We start from the raw sequence: 16,769 nt of genomic DNA on the forward strand, positions 1-16,769 counted from the left end.
ATTCAGGGTCGTGGGTAGGGGGCCACGTCGCGCAGCCGCTGCCGGTGCATTCGTTGCAGTTCACCGGCGCGGGTCAGGAAGTCGGCGATTATTTCGCGTTCGGCGGAGTCGTACCATCTCAGCAACATTTTGTAGCGCTCGACGATCATGGGGATGACAATTTCCCGGACGCGATGGGTGGCCAATTCGGTGGCCATCACGATCACGCGACGACGATCGGTCGGGTGCAGCGAGCGGACGATGTAGCCCTGCTTCTCCAGTCGGTTGAGCATGATCGTGACGCCGGCGGCGGTGAGGCCGAGCCGTTCGGCCAGCATTCCCGGCGTCGTAGACTTCTCGTCCTCGAGCAGGACGATCTCCAGTGCGCGCCGATCGGTCTCGTTCAGGCCCAGCACTCTGATCAATTCGCGAATCAGATCCTCGCCGGTTTCGTGATAGAACTCCAGGGCCCTCTCGAGCTCGACCGAGATCCGGGCGGGTTCGCTTGTTCTCTGGCACACAGGCTTTCCCCTCGATCATATGAAAGATGGATGTGCTCAGCAGAAGTCAGCGATCAGGGGTGCGCGCCGTCGTTTTCCCTGTATGCGACAGGACTCGCCGCCGGATGATCGAAGCGGGCATGTGGGCTCCTGTCAATCGATTGGCCGACAGCCCGTACCGCGGCTGCCGAGCATCACGAAGGCGTGCAAGGGTCCGGCCGTCGGAGCGGCCGTGCGCGGTGTAGGACATGCACTGTACGACACCTCTGCCGATGCGACACTCCGCATCGGAGAATTGGTGTCATCACACCAAAACCGAGACGGGGCAACCACTGTCGAGAATGGCGGTCTCCTGCTCGGCTCGGGTGATACCTGGACCGGGCTGCCGGCGCAACCCGGTCCAGGCGTGTTCACCACACGCTTCCGGTACGGATACCGGTCGCGATGTCGGCGTCCGTCCGCGGGCTCAGCTCACGGTCGTGGTGGTGAGGGTCGGCGACGGGTTCGGGTAGCACGAGGTCGCGACGTTGCCGACGAAGGACACGTTGGTCGTCATGGTCATGCCGGGGTTGCTGTAGCTCGTCCCCGCGTACTTGCTGGTGATGGGCGTTCCGGCGGCGCCCGCGGTGACGTTGATGGTCACCGCGGGCGGGGTGAAGCTGGTGCCGCCGGCGATCGGACCCGGTACGGTCAGGACGACATTCCCGCCCGACGTGGAGACGGTGCCTGCCACGCTTCCGCCGGAGGCGGTGGCCGAGACCAGTGTGGAATTCGCCGGGGTCGGGAAGGTCATCTTCAGGTTGCTGATGTTGTTCACGGTGAAGCCGGACGCGGAACTGGGAACCGACGAGGCGCCCGGGGTGAGGGTGATGGCCACCGCGGAACCCGACGCCGCCGAACTCGGCGCGGTGCCGGTGACCGATGTGCTCATGCTCGAGGTCTGGCCGATGCCGAGGACGGTGCCCCGGCAGCTCCAGTTCACGTTCACGGTGGCGGCACTCGCGGGTGCGGCCATACTGAAAACGGTGGCGACGGCGATCGGGACGAGAACGCCGGCGCGAAGAAGAGTGGATGTGGAACTCATGGCTATCTCCAGGGAATGTCGAGCAACGATCCGGCGGAATGTCGAACCGCATCAGTCGATGTTTGAAATATAACTGGTTCGCATGCTTTTGTGGCCGAAATCACTAACCGTGGCGGGCGGAATGTAATTATCCGTAGTTGAATGTCAACTCTGGAAAATTAATTTCGGAAAGATTTTCGGGCGGAGCAATAGTCAATACTCGTCGGAATATCGCTGAACGGGTGAGCCCGCAATTCGATCGAACGTCGTTCTCGACCCGAGACCATGCCGACTTCTGCCGATCGCAGCTTCGCCGCCGCCCACCGCCTTCTCCGTTCCGATCACACGGAACCGGCGCTTCAACGGTTCGCTAGCCCGACAAGGTCGGCCGGGAGGGGGCGGGGGCGGGGAGGAATCCGGTGGTGCGGAAGGCGCGGATGTAGGTGTCGAGGTCGGCGGGGGTGAGGGTGGGGCAGGCGATGCCGGTGCCGCGGAGGGTGGTTCGGGTGTTGGTGTCATCGAAGTCGAGGGCGGTGATGCCGTCGGTGTAGCCGGTGCTGAGCAGGGCGGCGCGGACGAGGGCGTCGTCGCCCGCGGCGTCGCGGCGGTGGGCTTCGTGATGGAGGCGGGCGCTGATCTCGGCGGGGTCGGCGGTGGTGATGTCGAAGCCGTTGCGGCGGAGGGCGTCGAGGACGGCGGCGACGCGGACGGGGGTGCGGTTGACGAGGTGGAAGGCGGTGGCGCGGGGGGCGCGCAGGGAGATCTCGACGAGGGCGCGGGCCACGTAGGTGACGGGGGTGAGGGAGACGGCGGCGTCGGCTACGTCGGGGGCGGCGCCGAGGAGGGCGGCGGCGCGGATCATGTTCCAGAAGCTGTCGTCGGGGTTGTGCGCGCCGAATTGCAGGTCGCCGGAGATCAATCCGGGGCGGTAGACACGGACGGGCAGGCCGCGGTCGCGGGCCTGGAACAGCAGGTGTTCGGCGGTCCACTTGCTGGTGATGTAGCCGCTGTCGACGAGTTCGTCGGCGGTGCGCGCGAGATCCTCGGTGAGGGGGGCCGTATCGCCTGCCGCGACGACGGTGCCGGTGGTGGAGACGAAGTGGACAGGTTTGGCGCGAGTGGTGGTGGCCAGGCGCAGGATCTCCCTGGTGCCCTCGACGTTGGCTCGGCGCAGTCGCGCATACGGCTCGAGGTGATTGACGCGCGCGCCGTTGTGATAGATCGCATCGATCTGGCCTGCCAGGCGGGCGCGGTCGGGGGCGGACAGGCCGAGGTCGGGGGCGGCGAGATCGCCCGGCACCGCGACGATCCTGGTCGCGAAGCCGGGGTCCCACAGTCGGTAGTTCTCGAGCGTGGTGTGGATGCGGGCCATGCCGTGTTCGGCGCTTGCCGCGCGCACCAGGCACCAGACGCGGGCGGTGGTGCGGTCGAGGAGTTCGCGCAGCAGGTAGGCGCCGAGGAAACCGGTTGCGCCGGTGAGCAGGACGTCGGTGACGGGTCCGCGGTGTGTGGGCAGGCCGGCGGGAGTGATCTCGGGGTCGAGGGCGGTGTCGGCGAGCGGGCCTTCGGCGCGGGAGGGCACCGGCTTCTCGCGCAGACGACGGGCGAGTTCGGCGACGGTGCTCGCTTCGAGCAGGGTGGTGAACGGGACGTCGGCGTCGAGGCGGGTGGCGAGGGCACGTTGCAGGCCGAACATGCGCAGCGAGGTGCCGCCGAGTGCGAAGAAATCGTCGTCGCGGCCGACACGAGGGAGGTCGAGGACCTCGGTGAAGGCTGCGGCGACAGCCTGTTCCACCTCGTCGCGCGGGGCGCGGTAGGCGGTGGTGGCCTCGGGTGCGGGCAGTGCGGTGCGGTCGAGTTTGCCGTGGGCGGTCAGCGGTAGCGCGTCGAGAGTGACCACCAGCGAGGGGACCATGTAGTGGGGCAGGAGCCGGGCGACGGCCTCGCGGACGGCGGCGTGGTCGTCGGTGCCGGTGACATACGCGACCAGTTGCCGGGTGCCGCCGACATCGTCGCGGGCCAGCACCGCCGCGCTCCGCACGCCGGGCGCGGTCAGCACGGCGGCTTCGACCTCGCCGAGTTCCACCCGGAAACCGCGCACCTGCACCTGGTCGTCGGCGCGGCCGAGGTAGCGCAGCGTGCCGTCGCGGCCCCACGCGCCGAGGTCGCCGGTGCGGTAGAGGCGGACGCCCGCGCCCAGCGGGTCGGCGACGAAGCGGGTCGCGGTCAGGCCGGGGCGATGGTGGTAGCCGCGGGCGACCTGAACGCCCGCCAGGTAGATCTCGCCGGTGACGCCGAAGGGAACCGGGTGCAGCCGCTGGTCGAGGACGAGGACCCGCAGACCGGGCAGGCCGGTGCCGATGCCGCCGGGGCCGGAGCGGGTCAGTGCGTGATAGGTGGCGTGCACGGTGGTCTCGGTGGTGCCGTACATGTTCACCAGGCGCGGGGAGTCCTCGCCGTGGCGGTCGAACCATCCGGCGAGGCTGCGCTGGTCCAGGGCTTCGCCACCGAAGATGACATGACGCAACGACAGCGGCTCGTCGCTGTCGCGATCGGCGGCGCAGAGCTGGTGGAACGCCGACGGGGTCTGATTGAGCACGGTGACCTGTTCGGCGCCGAGCAGCGCGCGGAACCGGGCGGGGGAGCGGGCGGTGTCGAGGTCGACCACGTGGACGCGGCCACCGTGCAGCAGCGCGCCCCACATCTCCCACACCGAGAAGTCGAAGGCGTAGGAGTGGAACATCGTCCACACGTCGGTGTGGTCGACATCGAACAGTGCGCGGGTGCTGTCGAACAGGGCGAGCACATTGCGGTGCGGGATCTGCACGCCCTTGGGCCGGCCGGTGGAACCGGAGGTGTAGATGACGTAGGCGAGATTGCCGGGACGTAGCGGCGCCCGGCGTTCGTCGTCGGTGATCGGGTCGGCCGGGAGGGCGGTCTCCTCGGATGCGGCGTGGACACCGGGGATCGTGAGGGTCGGCAGGTCGACCGGGATATCCGCGGCGACGTCGGTGAGCGCGCACACCGGACGAGCGTCGTCGAGCAGATACGCAATGCGTTCGGCCGGGTAGGCGGGATCGATCGGCAGATACGCCCCACCCGCTTTGACGACCGCCAGCAGGGCCACCACCAGGTCCATGCCACGCGGCAGCAGAACGGCGGTGATCGTCTCGGGGCCGACGCCGTGGGCGATCAGCCTGCGCGCCAGCCGATTCGCGCGTTCGTCGAGTTCGGCGTAGGTCCAGCGACCGGTGTCGGAACTGAGCGCGATCGCGTCGGGCCGGCGGGCGACCACAGCGTCGAACAGCCCGGCCAGAGTCTTCGGCGGGTCGGGAACCCCAGCCGGAGCGGGCCGGAAATGCCAGGAGGACAACAACAGTCGCACCAGCCGGGTGGCGGGGTGCTCCTGCTGTTCGGCCGGTGTGAACAGGTCGAGTTCCGGCGGGACGGCATCGTGCGGGGGCAGGGTGTGCGCGACCTCGTCGTGGCACACGGTGACGATCTCGACGCCGTTCGCGCCGGTGCGGGTGCACAGCCAGGCCGGGTCCTCGGAAGTCACCGGACGGACCCGTTCGGCCTGCACGATCGGCTCGCCGAGGTGACGCTCGGCTTCGGCGCGCAGGCGCGGATCGTCCATGAGCAGCCAGGAGATCGATCCCGCGGATTCGTGGGCGAGGTCACGTGCGGTGGTGATGCCGAGGCGGGCGCGGGCGAGCAGTTCCGGGACACCGGGGCCGAACGCCGCCCCCGCCTTGGCCACCGCCCACATCGCCGTCACCGCGTCCACCGGCGACGACACGGAGACGATCACCAGATCGCGCGCCCCGATCCCGCGCGCGAGCAGGATGCGCGCCCACCGTGTCGACCGCTTGTCGAGTTCGCGGCGGTTGACTCCGAGGGTGACCAGGATGTTGTCGGGGTCGGCTTCCACGGCGGCGCTCAATACGCGCGACAGGTTCGCATAGCGAACACGCCGCGACATCGCGGTCCGCGCTCGTGCCGGAACCTGCCGCGGCACTCCGTCAGACCGCACTGCTCACCACTCCGAATCCTGGTCAGGTCACCTGACCGAAACGAAAAGCTACCCGGCGCGGAGCGCTCCTGCATCTCCTACGTCGCGAATCACTCGGTCGCGGCGACGCGTGTTGTTCGGTGTGGTGCGCGGTGACCTGCGGGTCCGCGTGTGCGGGCGGGCCGAGGAGACGCCCGAGGGGATCACGAATGCCGATGACACGGACGGGTTTCACGATGGCGGCCGCTGTGACCGTGCCGCCGCGGCCCCCCACGCGGCGGGTACCGACGCCGGGGCGGCCCGTTATCCGGCGGCAATTGCCTGGAGCAGCGCGGATCCGGCGACTGCTGCCGATGCGAGCCGAACAGGTCCGTATAGTCGGCGCGGATGAGTAGTTCTGTACGCGAGAGTGCGCCCAGGCCGTCGAACCGCCGCTTGGGGCGTTCGGCATGGCTGGCGCCATTGCTGCTCGTCGTGTTCTCCACCGTGTGCCTGACCAGACCGCTGTGGCCGTTCGAGGAGATCACCGGCGGCTTCATCGATCTGCAGGTCTACCGGCTCGGCATCGACGCCCTGCGGCACGGTGGCGACATGTACGGCCAGCTACCGCAGACCACCATAGGCATCGGGCTGCCGTTCATCTATCCGCCGTTCGCGGCGCTGGTGCTCGCGCCCTTCGCGCTGCTGCCCTGGGACATCGCCGCCTTCGCCTTCTTCCTGACCTCCGTGGCGGCGCTGGCGTCGACGCTGTACCTGGTGGCGCGCCGGGTATGGCCGGGCGAGGAGCAGCGGCGCACCGCCCTGTTCGCGACGGCCTGCGCGGCGCCGTTGGCGATGCTGCTCGAGCCGACCCACGCGACCCTCGACTTCGGTCAGGTGAACCTGCTGCTGATGGCGCTGGTGGCCGCCGACTGCCTGACCGAGAAGCCGAAATGGCGGCGCGGCATGCTGGTCGGCATCGCCGCGGCGGTCAAGCTGACTCCCGCGGCGTTCGTGCTGTACTTCCTGATCCGCAAGGACTACAAAGCGGCGATCACCGCCGCGATCACCGGCGCCGTGGCGACCGCGCTGAGCTTCGCGATACTGCCCGACGCCTCGATGACCTACTGGTTCGGCGGCATGAACGTCGACGGCCTCAGCGGTTCGGCCTTCCACACCAACCAGTCGATCCAGGCCGTGCTGGCCCGCCTGCAGGTGCCCGAGCCCGCGTTCACGGTGATCTGGCTGGCGGTGGGTGCGCTGGTGCTGGCGCTGGTGATCACGGCGATGCGCCGGGCGGCCGGGCTGCCCGCGCTCGCGCTGGCGATCAACGCCGTGTTCACCCTGCTGGTCTCGCCGATCTCCTGGTCGCATCACTGGGTGTGGATCGCGCCCGCCTTGTTCGCGGTCGTCGCCTACGCGGTGCGGACGCCGTGGCGGCGGGCGATCGTGCCGTGCGCGATCGCGGCGGTGACGGCCGCGGTGTTCGTCTACGGGCCGCAGAACTGGCTGCCCAACGGCGAGGATCGGGAATCGGAGTGGACGGGGTCGCAGCATTTCGTCGGCAACACCTACGTGTGGTTGAGCGTGTTGCTGGTCGTGCTGTTCGTGCTCGCCTCCCGGCGATCGACCCCCGCCCTGGCCGCGGCACAGCCCGCGACCGAGCGGGAGCGGGAGCCGCAGCCGGTCTCGTCGTGATCTCACCGAGCGGGATCGCGAGGTGGGAAGGTGGCGCTGCCTACCGCCCGGTGAAGAGGGAGCCGAGCGTGGCAGCCGTCGAAGAGTCAACACGGCGATCCTGAGACAGCGGCCTTCGTGACCATGAGAGTCCTCTGAGAACTCCTCACGAAATCACTACTCGGCCACGGATTCGTCGTGGTGCCTCAGATTCCTGCGAGTTTGCTAGTAGCATGCTCGACGGCGGTTCGCGCGATGATCGATTCCGATCTCCGGCCCGGCGTTCGATGACCGGGCCGGGAACGCGGCCTGTGGTACTCGGCGAAACAGTTACATCCGGTAGGCATTCATCCCGTATGTATTCGAGCATGCTGACTTCGAAGAGGGGTACGGCTGTGAGCACGGTTCTCTCTGCGGCGCACGACATCTACGGCACGGTTCTCGCCCAGGTCGGCAATCCGACCCCGGAGGCGCCGCCGATGGCGGACAAGATCCTCGAAATGACCCGATATTTCACCTGGTTCACGCTGCTGTCCGGCGTCACCGCGATCACCTTCGCCGGTGGCCGATTCGCCTGGGAGAAGTGGACCGGCGGTGCGTTGCAGTCGCCGAAGATGGTGGCGGGCGCGATGCTCGGCGGCACCGTCGCCACCAGTGCGGGCACCATCATGAACGCTGTCATGGGGTGAGATCGGCGGGGTCGGTATTGGCTCCGCACAACACGACACAGACCCGTTCATCGGCCGCCGGACGGTAAGCGCCCGTCCGGAGCGCCGCCAGGGCGGTGGCGGCGGCGTGTTCGACCGCCATCCGTCGCTCCTGCCACAACGCGCGCCGGGCGGCGACGATCTGCTCGTCGGTGACCAGCACCGACACGGTGTCGCCGAGTTGCGCCGCCCGGATCGCCATCTCGGTGGCCCGGGGACCGCCGAGCGAGTCGGCGGCGATCGAATCGATCTCGACATCCACCGGGTGTCCGGCGTCGAGCGCGGCGTTCAGGGCCCGGCAATGCTCGGGTTCGACCGCGACCGTGCGGATTCCGTGTTTCGCGGCCGCCGTGGCGATCCCGGCGAAGAGCCCGCCGCCACCGGCCGCGACCACTATCGTGTCGAGGTCGGGCAGCGCCTGATGGATCTCGGTCAGCAGTGTGCCCGCGCCCGCGGTGATCAGTGGATGGTCGTAGGCGTGCGACATCAGTGCGCCGCTCTCGGCGGCGAATGCCCGGCTTGCCGCGGCCGCGGCGGGATAGTCCGATTCCAATCGCACCCGCGCGCCGTAACTGCGCAGGCGCTCGATCTTGACCGCAGGTGCGGTGGCGGGCAGGAATACCGTGGCGGGCACACTCCGGCGGGCCGCCGCCCACGCGCAGGCCAAGCCCGCGTTCCCACCCGAGGCGATGGTCACCCCCGCCGCGGGCAGGGCGCCCGAGGCATGGTGTGCCTCCACGAAATTCGCCGCCCCCCTGGCCTTGAACGAGCCGGTGTGCTGCAGGAATTCGAGTGCCAGCCACAGCTCTCCCGCAGGCTCGGCAGGGGCGAGGGTGATCGGGCGGACGAGACCGGCGATCCTCTCCGCGGCCGCATCGATGTCTGCGTAACTCAATTCGTCTGTCACTCCATCGATTCTGGCACCGGCGCCTCGCCCGCGCCGGGCGCGAGCCGGCCTGTGATCGACCTGGCTCAGGTTGTTGTCCGCCGCAACGCTCGCTGCGTGGACCGTTTCCCGGCCGGCGTGAACGATTGCGCTGTCGGAAGTCGGGTCTAGGGTCGTGTCGTGGTCGAACGCACGGGCGGATATCGGGAGCGGCCGTCCGGGCTCGACGGGGCCGTGGTCTGGACCCGCACTGTCGAGTCCGGCGACAGCGTGCCCGTCCTGCCCGACGGGTCGATCGACCTGCTGTGGCGGGAGGGCACTCTGCTGGTGGCCGGACCGGACACCGGCCCGTATCGGCCCGACGCCGCGCCGGGTACCAGGTTCGCGGGTTTACGGTTCCCGCCCGGTAGCGCGCCGGCTCTGCTCGGCGTGCCCGCGCACGAATTGCGCGACCGCCGTCTCGAGCTGGCCGACCTGTGGCCCGTCGCGACGGTGCGCGCTCTCACCGCGGAGGCGAACGCCGCATCAGACCCGGCGGCCGGGCTGGAAGCCATCGCCCTGCGCCGCGCCGCCGATCTCGGCCCCCTCGACCCCCTGCCACGGCTGGTCGTCGCGGCGCTGGAATCGGGGGCTTCGGTCGCTGTCGCCGCCGACGCCGCCGGGATAGGAGCCCGTGCACTGCACCGGCGTTCGCTCGCCGCGTTCGGTTACGGGCCCAAGACGCTGGCGCGCATCCTGCGCATGCGCCGCGCGCTGGCCGCGGTCCGGGCCGGGATGTCGCTCGCCCTCGCCGCCGCGCACGCCGGCTACGCCGACCAGGCGCACTTCACCCGCGAGGTGACCCGGCTGGCGGGCAGCCCGCCCGGGGCGCTGCTCGGCGGGCCGTCGCCCGCCGAGTGATCCGGTGCCGTCGATCGGCCCGCCGCCCCGCCGCCGAACTCGATCGGCACGGTGAGGCGCGGGCGCTCATTCCAAGGGCGCGTAGAGGTCGACCCCGTTGCCGTCCGGATCGTTGACGGTCGCGTAGCGCTGGCCCCAGACCGCGTTCCAGGGTTTCAGCTCACCGGTGTATCCCGCGTCGACGAGTTCCGCGTACACGGAGTCCACCTCGGCGGCGTCGGCGCACCGGAACGCCAGGCCGATCCGGCCGCCCCCGGTGGGCGGGCGCCACTCGGGATGGAACGAGCGCACGGTGTCCTCGGTGTCGAAAGCCAGCCGTGAGCCGCCGGGCAGTTCGGCTTCGACGTGGGGCTGCTCCTCGGCGCCCACGGGGAACGCGAGCCCGAGTTTGCGGTAGAAGGCCAGGGCGGCCGCCATATCGGAGGTGATGATGCCGAGGAAGTCCAGTTGCGGGGTCATGGTCTCACCGTAGGAGGCGTGCGCCCTCGCGGTCTTGAACGAATCGGACGCCGAGCCTCGGACACGGTCGGCGACCCCGCGTGGTCAGTGCGCGTTCGAGGGGAGCAGTTCGCCGATCAGGTTCTCGCCGAGGATGCGGATGCGGTCGCGGATGCCCCGGACCACCTCGATGGACTCTCCCTGTGGATCGGGCAGCATCCAGTCGCGGTAGCTGATGCCGGGGAAGTACGGGCAGGCGTCACCGCAGCCGATGGTGACGACCACATCGGAGATGCCGACGGCCTCATCGGTGAGCCTGCGCGGGGTGTGGTCGGACAGATCGATGCCGACCTCGGCCATGACGGCGACGACGGTCGGGTCGAGGGCGTCGGCCGGGGCGACGCCCGCCGAACGCGCCTCCAGGCGGTCACCGGCGAGTGCGTCCAGAAACCCGGCGGCCATCTGCGATCGGGCCGCGTTGTGTACACAGACGAACAGCACACTGGGTTTGTGAGCCATCGGTACGCCTTTCGAGATGAAGCGATCCAGCGGTGCGCCCCGGTCTCCCTCGAGGTGTCCGGGAGCCGAAACGCTGTCTTGACGTCCTCCCGGCCGTGAACGTGAACGGCCGGGATTCCTCCAGCGGCACCATGTGCCGCTCCGGTTGGGGTTCCTGCTTCTGCACCGGCTGCCCGCCCGGACGAATCCGTTGAGGTCTTCCACCGACTCGACAGGCGTTTCACCTCTCGGCCCGCCCGGCCGCGAGGATGTTCATAGCCGCGTTCACATCACGATCATGAACCGCGCCGCATACACACGTCCACTCCCGCACATGCAGGGCCTTCCTCTCCCCGACCACCCCACACCTCGAGCACAGGCGCGTGGACGGAAACCAGCGATCCACCCTGGCGAAGGTCCGCCCACACCGGGCCGCCTTCTCCTCGAGCATGGTGACGAACGTCGACCAGCCCGCATCATGCACCGACTTCGCCAGTCGGGTGCGCGCGAGACCCTGCACGCACAAGTCCTCCACGAATATCGCTTGGTTCTCGCGAACAATCCGTGTCGAGTGCTTGTGCGCCCAGTCCCGCCGCGTGTCCGCGACCTTGGCGTGTGCCCTGGCAACCTCGACCCGAGCCTTGGCCCGGTTCTTCGACCCCTTCTCCTTACGCGACAACACCTGCTGCGCCTTGCGCAACCGACGCTCAGCTCGGCGCAGGAAACGCGGGCTGTCGATGGTCTTGCCGTTCGACAAGACCGCGAAGGTGGTCAACCCCAGGTCGATACCGACTTCGGTCTCCAGTTCGGGCAACGGCTGCTCGTCGACCTGCACGACGAACGACGCGAAATACCTGTCTGTTGCGTCCTTGATGACCGTGACCGACGACGGGTCCGAGGGCAGGTCCCGCGACCACGCCACCCTCACCTCACCGATCTTCGGTAACCGCAACTTCCCACCCGAGGTGACCGCGAACCGGGAGTTCTTCGTGAACCGGATCGCCTGACGATGGGCTCGGCGGGACCGGAACCGAGGCACACCGACCCGCGCACCCTTCCGCCTCCCGCTCACCGAGGCGAAGAAATTCCGGTAAGCGGTGTTCAGGTCGGCCAGCGCCTGCTGCAACACCACCGATGACACGTCGGCCAGCCATGCCCGCTGCGGGGTGGCCTTGGCCGCGGTGAGCCGTTTCGACAACTCCGTATCGCTGATCCGCTCGCTCTTGGCGAACGCTTCCATGCGGGCGGCGAGGGCGTCGTTGTACACCACCCGTGCACACCCGAACGCTCGTGCCAGCGCGATCCGCTGGCCGGGCGTCGGGTAGACACGGTAGCTGTACCGAAGCTGCATGCCCCGACACTATCACTCAAAACCCCAACCATGTTGCGCCACAACATGATCCACGCCACGGGCTACGACACGCTCCGGCATCGCGAGTCCTCCCGCGTGGGCCTCCACCACCGCCCTGAAGGACCGTGCACCAGCCCACACTCCGGTAGCGTAAGGGACAGGCGTGGACTCCTCCGTACTTCTGAGCATCCCGCGAGACAGCGGCCGGGACAGACGAAGACCGCCGCGACGTCGTTGTCGCGGCGGTCGTGCGCCGGCTTCGCCGAAGCCGCGGAGCCGAAGCCGACGATCAGATGGGGCGGGTCTGGATGACCTTGCGCAGCCGCGCCCGGTCGCGTTCGACCTTGCGCGCCTCGTACGCGATCGGGAAGTAGCGCAGGCGCTCCGGCAGCAGCGGGACGAGGCGGGCCAGGAACCAGCCCAGCACGACGAGCTTGCGTTCGTCGGCGGCGGTCCACTCCAGTCCGAGCTTGCGGCGGGCGACCTCGGGAGTGGTGCCTACGGTGCAGAAGTACTGCATGCGGCCGACGGGTGCGACAGCGGCTTTCCACACCGGATGCAGGAACTTCGGCAGCTGCTTGGGTGCGGCGACCGAACGGATCGTGCGCAGGTAGTCACGCGCGGTGTCGGTGGCCTGGAGGTGGTTGTCGACCACGTCGTCGAAGAACTTCTCGAAGGCGGCGTAGTCGGCGGGGATCTCCTTGGGAGCCACCGAGAAGTTGCGCATCAGCTGCAACCCCTCCTCGTAGTACTCCTGCTTCTCGGCGTCGGTCATCGGCTTACGGCTGAAGTACTTGGCGTTCTTGGTGAACGCGTAGGTGCCGGTGTGCAGCACCCAGGCCCAGGAGAAGGAGTTCAGGGCCTGGTGCTTGAAGCCGGAGGCGTCGACGGTGTTGAGCGAGGCGTGCATGCTCCGTAGCCGGTCGGCCTCGGCGATGCCCTCTTCGCCGGCGTAGACCCACATCATCACCGAGGACAGGCTGCGCAGGGCGCGGCCCATCGGGTCGGTGCGGAAGGTCGAGTGCTCGTCGACGACGGCCGAGATGGTCGGCTCCATGGTCTGCAGCAGGAAGGCCGAGCCTGCGGTCAGCGAGAAGGTGATCAGGCCGGTTTCGTCCCACATGCGGGTGCCCGGGTGGAACGGCCGCCGGGGCGGCAGCTTCGGCGCGGTGCTCTTCTCGACTGCGGCGGACGCGGTCATCACGATCTCCTTTGATCGACCCAGATCAGAACGATGAGATAATTAGGATAGCAATCTCTCATTCCTTCGCCTAGCTAAATCGTTACTCGATGCAACATCTTCGGCAAACACCTAGGCTCGACCGCATGACGACCCCATGGCGCGCGCGTCCGGGCCGCATCGGCGTGCTCACCGGCGCGGGCATCTCCACCGACTCCGGCATCCCCGACTTCCGCGGCCCGAGCGGCGTGTGGACGAAGAACCCGATCGCGGAACTGTTGTCCACTTACGACGCCTATCTGTCCGACCTCGAGCTGCGGGTCCGCTCATGGGAGGCTCGCCGCGACAATCCGGCATGGCAGGCGCGGCCCAATGCCGCCCACCATGCGCTCGTCGAGTTGGAGCGGGCCGGGCGGGCGGTCACGATCATCACCCAGAACATCGATCGCCTGCATCAGCGCGCAGGCTCCGCACCCGACCGCGTCGTCGAGATCCACGGCAACATGTTCGAGGTGGTCTGTGTCGGCTGTGCGTACGAGGACAGCATGGAGAACACCCTCGCGCGGGTGGCCGCGGGCGAACCCGATCCGCCGTGCCCGCGCTGCGGCGGCATCCTGAAGGCGGCCACTGTCATGTTCGGTCAGCAGCTCGATCAGCGCACCGTGACAAAGGCGGTTCTGACAGCGCAGACCAGCGACATCTTCCTCGCCGTCGGCAGCTCGCTGCAAGTCGAGCCGGCCGCCTCGATGTGTTCGCTGGCCGTGGAGGCGGGCGCCGCGCTGATCATCGTCAACGCCGAGCGGACGCCCTATGATCACCTGGCCACTGAGATCTTCCGCGAGCCCATCGGTACCGCCCTGCCGCGGCTGGTGAACGAAATCCTCGGCGCGTGAACGCGACCGGTCCGCGGAATCAGCCGACGGGGCCCAGCACCCGATTCAGGTAGTCGTTGGCGAACAACCCCTGCGGATCGAAGCGCTCGCGCACCCGCCGGAACCGCTCCCAGTGCGGGTAGCGCTCGCGCAGCGTATCCGCGGTCTGGAAGTGGCGCTTGCCCCAATGTGGCCGACCCTGGAACGAGTCGAACACCGACTCGCAGGCGCGGAAGAACGGCTCCCACTCCATCCCCTGGTATTGGTGCACGGCGATGTAGCAGGTCTCGCGGCCACCCGCGGGCGAGAGCAGTGCGTCGTCGGGGGCGACCCAGCGGACCTCGATCGGCATCGGGGTGTCGAAGCGGCTCGCGACATCCTTGATCGCCCGGATCGCCTCGGCGGAATGTTCGCGCGGCAGCGCGTATTCCATCTCGGTGAAGCGCACCAGCCGGGGCGAGGCGAACACCCGGTAGGAACGGTCGACCTGACGCCGATAGCTGCCCGCGTAGGCGGCGGCCCTGTGGATGTACGGGATAGTGCGTGGCCTGCTGCGCCCCAGCTTGCACAGTGCGTCGAAGACATGGTTGTTGAGCAGGATGTCGCCGCACCAGTCGAGCAGCGCACCGCGCGGTTGCTCGGGCAGGTCGACCCGATTGTTGCGCTTGGTCATCGCCAGCGGGCTGTGCCCGAACATGTAGAACTCGAAGTGCTCGTTGCCGTTCACGTGGGTGTCCAGGTCGGCGAGCAGGTCCTCGACGGGTTCGGGACGTTCGATGCCCTCGAGTACGAACGAGGGCACCATACGCAGTGTCACCGCGGTGACCACGCCGAGCGCGCCGAGCCCGACGCGCGCGGCTCGCCAGGCCTCGGCGTCGTCGTCCTCGTTCACCTCGACCACACTGCCGTCGGCGCGCACGATCTCCATCGAATGCAGCGCGGCGGAGAGGTTCTGCAGTGTGGCGCCGGTGCCGTGGGTGCCGGTGGCCGTCGCCCCGGCGATGGTCTGCACGTCGATATCGCCCAGGTTCGGAAACGCGAGTCCGGCTGCGTGGGCAGCGGTGCTGATGGTGTTCAGGGTGGCGCCCGCCTCGACCCGGATCAGCTCGCTGTGCGCGTCGAGGTGGAGCACGCGGTTCATCCGGGACAGGTCGACGAGGGCGCCGTCGGTGAGCACGGTGTCGGTGAAGGAGTGGCCCGCGCCCGCCACGCGCACGGTCTGTCCGTTGTCGGCGGCGTGCACGAGGATTTCGGCCACTTCGCCGGAGTCGCGCGGCCTGGCGATGCGTGCTGGGGCGCACTGCTGATCGCCGGCCCAGTTCACCCACTTGGTCATGCGTCCAACTGTAGCGGCGCACTGTGACGCCCGCTACCCCGGGCGTACTCGTGGCTATCGGCGCCGATCGGTGCAGGCGTGCAGCTTGGCCTGCTCGAAGTCCTGCTCGCGCAACGGCCCCACCGGCAGTTCGATGCGGGTGACCTCGCCGGCGCGCACGCCGTTCAGCACGATCGCCGCATATCGTTGCCACACATCAGGATTGACCGGATTGGCGAACTCGGCGACGGCATCGACCATGTGCACGAGCGCGAGGAAGTCCGAGGGCTCGATCTCGGGCTGCAGCACTCCGGCCACCCGGGCGCGGTCGACGATCGCGGCGATGGTCGGCGTGATCCGGTCGCGCAGGTGCGCGAATCGTTCCGATTCGTCATGCAGCTCGAGCATGACCTCGCTGAAACCGCGATTGCAGGCCAAATGCTCGCAGGCGTATTGGAAGAACTCGACGAGTCCGAGCCACGGATCGCCGTGACGGGCAGCCTGTTCGGCCGCCACCGCGAAATCGCGCATGTTCTGCTCGAAGACTTCGGCGATGAGTTCGCGCTTGTTGGAGAACCGGCGGTAGACGGTGCCGACGCCGACGCCCGCGCGCTCGGCGACGTCATCGAGCGTGATCTCGAGTCCGCGATCGGCGAACAGCTCACGGGCGGCGGCGACGATCCGCTGCTGATTGCGCGCGGCGTCCGCCCGTAGACGCCGGGGTGGAGAGGGAGCCGCGACCTGATGCACCCCGCCATGCTAGCAACGCGATGGCTTAAGCGGAGGAATTCTCTCCGTTCTGTGCCGGATAGCATGGCCCCCGAACCGATCGGGTGAGGAGGTCACAGCATGAGCGCACGACCGCCGATGCCGCCGGTCGATCCCGCGCTGCTGGCGGCGATCTCGCTGGGCGGCGGCCTGGGCGCGCTGTTGCGCTATTCGATCGGCACCTGGTGGCCGACCACGCCGGGGCACGTGCCGTGGTCGACGCTCGTGGTGAATGTGACCGGCTGCTTCGGCATCGGCGTCCTGATGACGCTTCTCCTGCAAGGCAGGATGACCCATCGGCTGCTGCGTCCGTTTCTCGGCGTCGGTGTCCTGGGCGGATACACCACCTTTTCGACCTACAGCCTCGAGATTCGTACACTGCTCGAGTCCGGTGCGGTGCTCGAGGCGCTCGGGTACCTGGGGGGAACGTTGATCGCCGCATTCACGGGGGTGGCGCTCGGTGCGGGCGCGGTGCGGTGGGTGACAGCTCGACAGGCAACGCCTCGATAGGGCGGCTCGACAGGCGAGCGCTCGATCGGCGACAGCTCGATCGTGACAGCGGAGACTGTTCGACAGGTTCGGCGACAGAACGACGAACGACGGAAGGGGGCCCGACGATGATCGGCCTGCGATGCGCGCCGGGT

General features: G+C 68.5%; 15 protein-coding genes. 5 read left to right on the forward strand and 10 right to left on the reverse strand.

Translation table 11 applies throughout. The annotated features are described in order from the left end of the window. Positions 1 to 2: 2 nt before the first annotated feature. The 3 genes from NS3_RS15515 to NS3_RS15525 all read right to left on the reverse strand — a co-directional run bounded on the left by NS3_RS15515 (position 3) and on the right by NS3_RS15525 (position 5,524). Positions 3 to 500 (reverse strand): MarR family winged helix-turn-helix transcriptional regulator, encoded by a 498-nt coding sequence (locus NS3_RS15515; RefSeq protein WP_067860188.1) that lies wholly within the window; start codon positions 498 to 500, stop codon positions 3 to 5. A gap of 445 nt (positions 501 to 945) precedes the next feature. Continuing rightward, entirely contained in the window at positions 946 to 1,563 is a 618-nt protein-coding gene (locus tag NS3_RS30085; protein ID WP_245649636.1) for a hypothetical protein, read from the reverse strand. A 349-nt stretch (positions 1,564 to 1,912) separates the two neighbouring features. Beyond that, positions 1,913 to 5,524: an amino acid adenylation domain-containing protein gene (locus NS3_RS15525; RefSeq protein ID WP_084495583.1), complete on the reverse strand. Its 3,612-nt coding sequence runs from the start codon at positions 5,522 to 5,524 to the stop codon at positions 1,913 to 1,915. A gap of 417 nt (positions 5,525 to 5,941) precedes the next feature. Between NS3_RS15525 and NS3_RS15530 the strand changes: the two genes are divergently transcribed. Then, positions 5,942 to 7,231, forward strand: coding sequence for a glycosyltransferase 87 family protein (locus tag NS3_RS15530; RefSeq protein ID WP_067860192.1), 1,290 nt, complete (start codon positions 5,942 to 5,944; stop codon positions 7,229 to 7,231). Between the two features lie 374 nt (positions 7,232 to 7,605). Further along, complete coding sequence (locus NS3_RS15535) at positions 7,606 to 7,899, forward strand: hypothetical protein (protein ID WP_067860194.1); 294 nt, start codon at positions 7,606 to 7,608, stop codon at positions 7,897 to 7,899. Here NS3_RS15535 and NS3_RS15540 read toward each other — a convergent pair. Continuing rightward, positions 7,889 to 8,824: a serine/threonine dehydratase gene (locus NS3_RS15540; RefSeq protein ID WP_067860195.1), complete on the reverse strand. Its 936-nt coding sequence runs from the start codon at positions 8,822 to 8,824 to the stop codon at positions 7,889 to 7,891. The genes NS3_RS15535 and NS3_RS15540 overlap by 11 nt on opposite strands. A 159-nt stretch (positions 8,825 to 8,983) precedes the next feature. On the opposite strand from NS3_RS15540, the gene NS3_RS15545 reads away from it, so the two are divergent. Continuing rightward, the gene (locus tag NS3_RS15545; protein ID WP_067860197.1) at positions 8,984 to 9,703 is read left to right on the forward strand and encodes a helix-turn-helix domain-containing protein; all 720 of its coding nucleotides are present in this window, start codon (positions 8,984 to 8,986) and stop codon (positions 9,701 to 9,703) included. A gap of 66 nt (positions 9,704 to 9,769) precedes the next feature. Here NS3_RS15545 and NS3_RS15550 read toward each other — a convergent pair whose 3' ends face one another. The 4 genes from NS3_RS15550 to NS3_RS15565 form a co-directional block, all read right to left on the reverse strand. Then, complete coding sequence (locus NS3_RS15550) at positions 9,770 to 10,162, reverse strand: VOC family protein (RefSeq protein ID WP_067860199.1); 393 nt, start codon at positions 10,160 to 10,162, stop codon at positions 9,770 to 9,772. Positions 10,163 to 10,246: 84 nt separating this feature from the next. Beyond that, a complete protein-coding gene (locus tag NS3_RS15555; protein WP_067860201.1) occupies positions 10,247 to 10,660 on the reverse strand; it encodes an arsenate reductase ArsC in 414 nt (137 codons plus the stop codon). Between the two features lie 220 nt (positions 10,661 to 10,880). Then, a complete protein-coding gene (locus NS3_RS15560; protein WP_067860203.1) occupies positions 10,881 to 11,990 on the reverse strand; it encodes an RNA-guided endonuclease InsQ/TnpB family protein in 1,110 nt (369 codons plus the stop codon). Positions 11,991 to 12,279: 289 nt separating this feature from the next. Beyond that, a complete protein-coding gene (locus NS3_RS15565; protein ID WP_067860205.1) occupies positions 12,280 to 13,191 on the reverse strand; it encodes an oxygenase MpaB family protein in 912 nt (303 codons plus the stop codon). A 125-nt stretch (positions 13,192 to 13,316) separates the two neighbouring features. Here NS3_RS15565 and NS3_RS15570 point away from each other — a divergent pair, with 125 nt between their 5' ends. Beyond that, a complete protein-coding gene (locus NS3_RS15570) occupies positions 13,317 to 14,063 on the forward strand; it encodes an SIR2 family NAD-dependent protein deacylase (protein ID WP_067860207.1) in 747 nt (248 codons plus the stop codon). A gap of 19 nt (positions 14,064 to 14,082) precedes the next feature. Here NS3_RS15570 and NS3_RS15575 read toward each other — a convergent pair whose 3' ends face one another. Beyond that, the gene (locus NS3_RS15575; RefSeq protein WP_067860209.1) at positions 14,083 to 15,378 is read right to left on the reverse strand and encodes a D-arabinono-1,4-lactone oxidase; all 1,296 of its coding nucleotides are present in this window, start codon (positions 15,376 to 15,378) and stop codon (positions 14,083 to 14,085) included. Positions 15,379 to 15,432: 54 nt separating this feature from the next. Then, on the reverse strand, positions 15,433 to 16,107 hold the full coding sequence (locus NS3_RS15580) for a TetR/AcrR family transcriptional regulator (protein ID WP_067860211.1): 675 nt from the start codon (positions 16,105 to 16,107) through the stop codon (positions 15,433 to 15,435). Positions 16,108 to 16,206: 99 nt separating this feature from the next. On the opposite strand from NS3_RS15580, the gene crcB reads away from it, so the two are divergent. Beyond that, positions 16,207 to 16,635, forward strand: coding sequence for a fluoride efflux transporter CrcB (gene crcB / locus NS3_RS15585; protein ID WP_067860213.1), 429 nt, complete (start codon positions 16,207 to 16,209; stop codon positions 16,633 to 16,635). Positions 16,636 to 16,769: the final 134 nt, after the last annotated feature.

This window comes from Nocardia shimofusensis NBRC 100134 (genome assembly GCF_001613125.1).
Taxonomy (GTDB): domain Bacteria; phylum Actinomycetota; class Actinomycetes; order Mycobacteriales; family Mycobacteriaceae; genus Nocardia; species Nocardia shimofusensis.